The sequence below is a fragment of the Asanoa siamensis genome (assembly GCF_016862555.1).
Classification (GTDB): Bacteria; Actinomycetota; Actinomycetes; order Mycobacteriales; family Micromonosporaceae; genus Asanoa; species Asanoa siamensis.
In genome coordinates, this window is sequence record NZ_BONE01000154.1 from 1 (window position 1) to 8006 (window position 8006).

General features: G+C 67.7%; 4 protein-coding genes. 2 read left to right on the forward strand and 2 right to left on the reverse strand.

The window, feature by feature from the left end:
- The coding region (locus Asi02nite_RS40420; protein WP_203719344.1) for a non-reducing end alpha-L-arabinofuranosidase family hydrolase at positions 1 to 940 on the forward strand (940 nt) is incomplete at its 5' end.
- A gap of 214 nt (positions 941 to 1154) precedes the next feature.
- Entirely contained in the window at positions 1155 to 4787 is a 3633-nt protein-coding gene (gene lacZ / locus Asi02nite_RS40425; protein WP_239127696.1) for a beta-galactosidase, LacZ type, read from the forward strand.
- A gap of 109 nt (positions 4788 to 4896) precedes the next feature.
- Here the strand turns inward: lacZ and Asi02nite_RS40430 are convergent, their stop codons facing one another.
- Together Asi02nite_RS40430 and Asi02nite_RS40435 are read right to left on the reverse strand one after the other, a co-directional pair.
- Entirely contained in the window at positions 4897 to 7152 is a 2256-nt protein-coding gene (locus Asi02nite_RS40430; protein ID WP_203719346.1) for an alpha-L-fucosidase, read from the reverse strand.
- Between the two features lie 37 nt (positions 7153 to 7189).
- The coding region (locus tag Asi02nite_RS40435; RefSeq protein WP_373312448.1) for a CE1 family esterase at positions 7190 to 8006 on the reverse strand (817 nt) is incomplete at its 5' end.

An 8006-nucleotide genomic window follows, 5' to 3' on the forward strand; every position in this document is an offset into this window, starting at 1 on the left:
CCGCGTCGACGGCGGCACACCGCCACCCGGCACATGCGACCTCCCGTCCACGTACCGCTGGAGTTCGACAGGCGTGCTGGCGACCCCGAAGGCAGGGTGGGTCTCCCTCAAGGACTTCACCTACGCTCCGTACAACGGCCGGCATCTCGTCTATGCCACGACGCACGACACCGGGACCCGATGGGGCTCGATGAACTTCGGCCTCTTCACCAACTGGTCCGACATGGCCACGGCCAGCCAGAACACGATGTCCTTCTCGACCGTCGCGCCTTCGCTCTTCTACTTCGCGCCGCGGAACATCTGGGTGCTCGCCTACCAGTGGGGCGCGACCGCCTTCTCGTACCGGACGTCGAGCGACCCGACCAACGCCAACGGATGGTCGGCACAGCAGGTGCTCTTCTCGGGCAGCATCACCGGCTCCAACACCGGTCCCATCGACCAGGCGCTCATCGGTGACGGCACCAACATGTACCTGTTCTTCGCCGGCGACAACGGCAAGATCTACCGCGCCAGCATGCCCATCGGCAACTTCCCGGGCAGCTTCGGCACGACGTACACGACCATCATGAGCGACACCAGCAACAACCTCTTCGAAGCGGTCCAGGTCTACAAGCTCCAAGGCCAGAGCCGGTACCTGATGCTCGTCGAGGCCATCGGTGCACAGGGCCGCTATTTCCGCTCCTTCACCGCCACCAGCCTCGGCGGCACCTGGACGCCGCAGGCCGCCACCGAGAGCAACCCCTTCGCCGGCAAAGCCAACAGCGGCGCCACCTGGACCAACGACATCAGCCATGGCGAGCTGCTCCGGGGCAACGCCGACCAGACCATGACCATCGACCCCTGCAACCTCCAGTTGCTCTACCAGGGACGCTCGCCGAGTTCCGGCGGCGACTACGGTCTCCTGCCGTACCGGCCGGGCCTGCTGACGCTACAACGCTAGAAACGTGATCGGCGGGCTCGGCATTATGCCGAGCCCGCCCAGCGGTGTACCGATGTCGTCGCGCCTCGCGCTGTCCATCATGGAAGGGCTCGCAATGACTGACTCACCCGGGCTGCCGATCCGTCGTCGGCTGCTCCTCGGCGGCGGAGCCGGAGCCCTCGGATCCGCGGCAATCCCCTCGGCGGGCGAGGCCACCAGCCCTCGCGCACCTCAGGTGGGCGCAGCAGCCCCCGACATGTTCGACGCGGCGTGGGCCGATCCACCCAACGGATACCCCGAGTGGAACAACAACATCGGTATCTTCCAGGTCAACGCCCAGCCGCCGCACGCGACCCTCATGCCGTACGGCGACCCGCAGCAGGCGCTCAACGCCGATCGCACGAACTCGCCCTTCCGGCTGAGCCTGGACGGCACCTGGCGGTTCCAGCACGTCACGCGGCCGGCCGACCGCGACCCCAACTTCCACCGCACCGACGTCGACGACAGCGGCTGGCGGACCATTCCGGTGCCGGCCAACTGGCAGCAGCACGGCTACGACTTCCCGATCTACACGAACATCGCGTACCCGTGGTGGGGGCCAAGCGGCCACGACGAGGCCAGGACGCCGCCCTTCGTGCCGACCCAGTTCAACCCCGTCGGGCAGTACCGCCGGACGTTCCAGGTGCCGTCCGGCTGGCAGGGCAGGCGGATCCACATCCACTTCGAGGGTGTCAAGGCCGCCTTCTACCTCTGGATCAACGGAACCCGCGTCGGATACCGGGAGGGTTCTTACACGCCGGCCGAGTTCGACCTCACGGGCCACCTCGTAGCGGGCGCCAACCTGATCGCGGTCGAGGTTTTTCGTTTCCCGGACGGGGACTGGCTGGAGGACCAGGACATGATCCGGCTCTCGGGGATCTTCCGCTCGGTCTATCTCTACTCCTTACCGACGGTGCACCTGCGCGATTTCAAGATCGAAACCCCGTTGCGCGACAACTTCACCAACGCCGATCTGGTGGTCGCCGGCAGCCTTCGCAACAGCGGCGTCCAAGCGTCGGGTACCTACACGGTCGAAACACAGCTCTACGACCAGAACCGCCAGCCGATCTGGGCCGACCCGCTGCGAACCTCGATCGCCATCGGCTCGGTGGCCGCCGGGCAGGACGCGACCGGCCGGGGTACGAAGGCCGTCACCGGCCCACGGCTCTGGTCAGCCGAGTCCCCGAACCTCTACACCGCCGTTCTCCAACTGCGCGACCCGTCCGGCGCCGTCACCCAGACCGTGTCGACCCGGGTCGGTTTCCGGGACTTCGCGGTCTGTGAAGGCCTGATCCGCGTCAACGGCAAACCGGTCTCGCTGCGCGGTGTCAACCGGCACGAGATGGATACGGATCGCGGCGCGGCACTGACCCGGGCGGACCTGGTTCGCGACATCACGGTGCTGAAGCGGCTCAACATCAACGCCGTCCGGACCGCGCACTACCCGAACAACCCGACCTTCTACGAGCTCGCCGACGAGTACGGCCTGTATGTCATGGACGAGGCCAACCTCGAGACGCACGGCGTCCTGGCCAGCTATCCGGCGTCCAGGACAGATTGGACCGCGCCGGTCATCGACCGGGCGAGCGCCATGGTGCACCGGGACAAGAACCATCCGTCGGTGGTCATCTGGTCGCTCGGCAACGAGGCCGGCGGCGGCACCAACTTCGTCGCCATGCGCAACTGGATTCGAGCGGCCGACCCGACGCGGATCATCCAGTACCAAGGGGACAACCGACCTGAGGTCAGCGACCTGCGGGTCGAGGGATACGAGTCCCTCGCCCGCACCGAGCAGCGCGCCCGCGACGCGGACTCCCGGCCGTACGTGTCGCACGAGTACGCCCACTCGATGGGCAACTCGACTGGCAACCTCAAGGAATACTGGGACATCTACCGGCGTTACCCGATCCTCCAGGGTGGATTCATCTGGGACTTCGCGGACGAAGCCCTGCGGCGGCCGATCCCGTCCGGCGGCGGTGCTACGTACCTCTCCTACGGCGGCGACTGGGGTGACCGTCCGGACTTCGCGGGCAACTTCTGCGGCAATGGCATCGTCGACGCCGACCGGCGGGCCACCGGCAAGGCGGTCGAGGTCAAGCAGGTCTACCAGGCGGTCAACGTTTCGGCCGGCGCCGACATCATCGGCGGCACCGTCCGGATCACCAACGAATACCTGTTCACCAACGTGAACGCGTTCGAGGGCCGCTGGTCGCTGGTGGCCGACGGCCAGGTGATCCAGAGCGGCTCGCTGACCACCCAGCAGCTCGACGTGGCCCCGCTGTCGTCGAAGACGGTCCAGGTGCCGATCCAGCGCCCGGCCGTGCTCGCGCCGGGAGCCGAGCACTTCCTGCAGCTCTCGTTCCGCCTCCGGACCGCGACCCTGTGGGCCGAGGCCGGGTTCGAGGTAGCCAAGCAACAGCTCCCGGTCAACTTCGGCAGCCCGCCGGTCCAGCCGGTGCCGGTGACCAGCGTGCCGACGGTGACCCTGTCGGAAACAGCCAGCGGCGTCACCATCGCCGGCACCGGCTTCACCGTCACCATCAGCAAGGCGACCGGGGCGATCAGCTCGTACGACGCGATGGGTCTGCGGCTGGTCAACTCCGGCCCGACGCCGAACTTCTGGCGAGCGCCGAACGACAACGACCGCGGCAACGGGCACCCGACTCGCAACGCCACCTGGCGCCTGGCCGGTGCCAACCGTACGGTGACCGGCGTCGTCGTCACCCGGCTCTCCGACCGCGCGATCCGGATAACCGTCAACGCCAACCTACCGACGAGCACCCTGTCGACATACACCACGACGTACACGGTCTTCGGCAACGGCCAGATCAAAGTCGAGAACACGCTGCGGCCCGGATCGTCGAGCCTGCCCTACATCCCCGAGGTAGGCACGATCCTGACGCTGTCCCTCGCCCTGGACCAGTTGCGGTACTACGGACGCGGCCCCCACGAGAACCACTGGGACCGGCGCACGGGCTCCGACGTCGCCATCCACCAGTCCACCGTCGCCGCACAGTGGACCAGCTACCTGCGCCCGCAGGAGAACGGCAACAAGACCGATGTGCGTTGGGTGGCGCTCACCAACAGCAGCGGCCGCGGCCTGCTGGTGACCGGCGAGCCGCTGCTGGAGGTGAACGCCTCCCGCTTCACCCCGGAGGATCTGTCCGGCAACGTCCGCCATGAATACCAGCTGACGCCGCGACAGGAGATCGTGCTGCGGGTCAACCACAAACAGATGGGCGTCGGCGGCAACGACAGCTGGGGGGCGCACACCATCGACGCCTACAAGCTGTTCCCCGACCGAACCTACAGCTACACGTACCGGCTGCGGCCCCTGCCCGATGTGGCCCAGGCGATGGCCTTGTCGCGACAGCCGGTGGGTGATGCCGCCGGCACCGGCCCCGTGCAGCCCGGCGCGTACTACCGGCTTGTGGCCCAACACAGCGGAAAGGCCGGCGACATCAACGCGAACTCGACCGCGGCCGGCGCCGCGTTGATCCAATGGCCGGTGGGCAGCGGCCTCAACCAGCAGTTCGACTTCATCGAGTCCGACGCCGGCCACTACCGGGTCCGCGCCCGGCACAGCGGTCTGGTGCTCCAGGTCGCCAGCAACAGCAACGGTACCGACATCACCCAACAGCCCGACACCAACGCAGCGAACCAGCAGTGGCGGTTGGTGGAGCACGGCGGCACTATCGTGAGCCTGGTCAACCGGCAGAGCGGTCTGGCCATGGACGTGTACGCGGGCTCCACCGCCGACGGAGCCCGCATCGCCCAGTGGACGTACTCGGGCAACGCCAACCAGCGTTTCCAGTTGCAACGCCTTTGATACCGAGGTTAAGACGGGCGGCTCGCCGGATATCGGCGGGCCGCCCGCTGGCGGTGCGGAACCTCCGCGGGGTCGCTCGGAGCCCGGGCGACCCCGCGGACGCGGGTGGTCAGACGGCCGTGATCGTCCACAGCAGGTTGGTGCTGCCGTCCGGAGGCCACTGCTTGACGATCGATCCGGACGCCACCTGCCCCCCGCCGTCGAGCGCGAGGCCGGTCGTCCGGTTGGCGATCCGGTAACGGCGGTTGCCCTGGTCGGTGATCAGCCATTGCTGGTTGCTGCCGCCGTTCCAGAGCGCCTGTTGCGCCGGCGCGCCGGAGGTGGTCTGGCCGAACCCGTCGACGACCATTCCGTTGGTGCGGTTCACGATCCGGTGGTAGCCGGTACCCAGGTCGACGATCTGCCACTGGAGGTTGGTGCTGCTGTCCGGGCTCCATTGCTTCAGGGTGGAGCCGGACGCCACCGTGCCACCGCTGTCGACGGCCAGGCCGTTGGTGACGTTCGTTATCCGCTGGTAGGTCGCCGGGTTGAAGCCGACCCGCAGAGAGGCGATGGCATCGTTGTTGCCGGTGTTGCGCAGGTCGGCGTTGTCGGCGGTGAAGGTCCAGCTCGTGCCGGTGAAGTTGTCGTCGGCGTAGCCCACGACGCGATGTCCGGCGGTGACGCGCACCGACGAGATGGTTCGCAGTCCGATCCCCGCCGACTGCAACTGCGCCGCCGGGTAGTTGCCGACGGGCAGCCCGGTGCCGGTCTGGAAACCCGTGTTGACGTAGACGCCGGCCGCCGACGGGATCGTGGGGCCGCCCCCGAGCGCCGGAATCGACCCGTTGAAGGTCAGCTTCACGACGTACGCCGAGGCGCTGAACGGGGCGTTGGAGGACGACATGGTGATCCGCAGGCCGGACGTGTCCTGACTGCGGTTGGGCAGGTTTACGTAGGTGCCGGCGGTGGATCCGAGCAGTTGCACGCCGGCCAGCGAGCTCAGGTTGATCCGGTTCGACGACAGCGTGGTGATGTTGACCGATCCACCGGGCCAGCCCAGGATCGTGGCGTACAGGATCCGGCCGTCCTTGCTGCGGGTGAACCTGACGTCCTGCGGGGTGCCGACGGCCGGAGCGACGAAGGATCCACCACCCATCCGCGTGGGTCCCTCGCCGTAGACGCTCCAGGCCCTCGTGGCGTAGATGGACTCGCCGAAACGTCGGAGGTAGTCGCCGATGCCGAGCAGGATGGTGCGCTGCCCGGATGGGATGGTGCCGTCAGCCATGGGTGCGATGTTGAGAACCATGTTGCCGTTCTTGCTGACCCGGTCGATCAGCGAGTGGAGCATCTGGGGCAGCGAGTAGTAGCCGATGCCCACGGTGTAGCACCAACTCGAGCTGCTGATGCTGTCGTCGGTGAGCCAGTAGGGGGTGCGCAGGTCGGCGGGTCCGCCGCGTTCGTAGTCGAAGACGGCGCCGCCGCGCTCGAGGCCGTCCTTGTAGGTCGCCACCACTTCCTTGTCCCACGCGACGGCGCGGTTGTAGTAGTAGGCGAGGAACCGCAGCCGGTGTGCTTCGCTCACCCGGGGTAGGTCGAAGTCCTGCCAGATGATGTCGGGCTGGGCCTGGTCGATGACCTCTTTGAGCTTGTCGTACCAGAGTTGCTGTGATGCGGTCGTGCCGAGTTGGCCATAGAGCTTGCGGAGACTGGCGTCGGACTGCTGCGGCGCCCACTGGTAGAAGCCGGTGAAGTTGAAGGCATGGTGCATCGCGACGAGCACCTTCAGCCCGCGGGCCCGGATCGCGTTGGTGTGCAGGCGAAGCAGGTCGAGCCGGGGGCCGCGGGCCACCGAGTTCCACTCGTTGACGCTGCTGTTCCACATGGAGAAGCCGTCATGGTGCTCCGCGACGGGACCGGCGAAGCGCGCGCCGGCGTCGACGAAGAGCTGCGCCCACTCGTCGGGGTCGAAGTTGCCACCGGCCGACCGCAGCCGGGGCGCGAACTGCACGAACCGTCCGGAACGATCGTTGGCACCGTTGATGAAGTTGTGGTGCGGCCAGGTGGACGGGTCGCCATAGGTGTTGCGGTGGTGGTTGTTCTCGCCCGAGCCGGCGATGTACATGTTCCGCGGGTACCACTCGTTGGCGAAGGCGGGGACGCTGAAGACTCCCCAGTGGTAATAGACACCGAACTTGGCGTCCTGGAACCATTCCGCGGCGGCCAGGTGCTGGCCGACCGAGTCCCACGTCTCGGCGTAACTGGTCGGTCCGGGAATGGCGGCCTGGGCCGGGATGGCCCGGATGAGGCCGCCGCCGGCCGCGGCGAGGCCGCCGGCGCTGAGCGCGGCCAGCATCGACCGGCGGCTGAATGCGGGACGGGTCATGGGAGTGGCTCCAGTCCTGTCGGCAGCGGGACGGGGGTCACTGGAACTGGGTGAAGAAGGCCCAGGTCTCGCGGGGCAGCCACGTGCGAGATCCGCTGTCGCCGGTCGCCCCGTCCTGTGGCGCGGCGATGTGACCCTCGTCGAACGGTGCCCACACGACGGAGTAGCCCGCCCGGCAGCCGGAGTAGGTGGTTGTCCGGTGGGTCAGGCTGCCCTGCGTGGGCTCCGGCGCGTTCTGTGGTGTGCAGCCGTTGTTGGTCACGAACCTGTCGCGCAGGGAGCGCCCGGTGGCGATGTTGTCGCGGATGCCGTGCGCCGCGAAGTAGGCGATGGGCTGCGTGCCGCCGGCGCAGCCGCTGATCTGGCCCGGGGCACCGTAGGCCGCGACCGCGCGGAAGGTCGTCGCGCGGGCGCACGCCAGCGCATAGCTCATCGATCCGCCGTAGCTGAACCCGAGGGCGAACCGCTGGCGGGTGTTGACGCAGAGCCCTCCCTCGATCTGCCGCAGCATGTCGTCGACGAAGGTGACGTCTTCGCCGCCGGAGTTGGCCCAACCGTTGCTGATGCCCTGCGGCGCCACGAAGATCGTGCTGTTGTTCGACAGTGGCAACAGACCGTAGTAGGCCCACACGTCACGCTGCACGGTCTGCCCGGTCGAGACATCCGTCGCGGTGCCGCCCCACCAGTGGAAGCCGAACACCAGCCGGTACGGGTTGGCGTTGTTGTAGTTCGTCGGCACCCGCAGGATGAAGTTGCGGCTCTTGCCTGAGCTCTGGATGGTGTGAGTGCCGCTGGCGAGCGTCGGATTGCGGCCACAACCAGCACTGGCGTTGCCGGGGGTGGTGCCGACCTCG

Bases quoted from the DNA above. Each gene is read 5' to 3' on its own strand.
- Asi02nite_RS40430 (WP_203719346.1), bottom strand. From the start codon at position 7,152: ATGACCCGTCCCGCATTCAGCCGCCGGTCGATGCTGGCCGCGCTCAGC.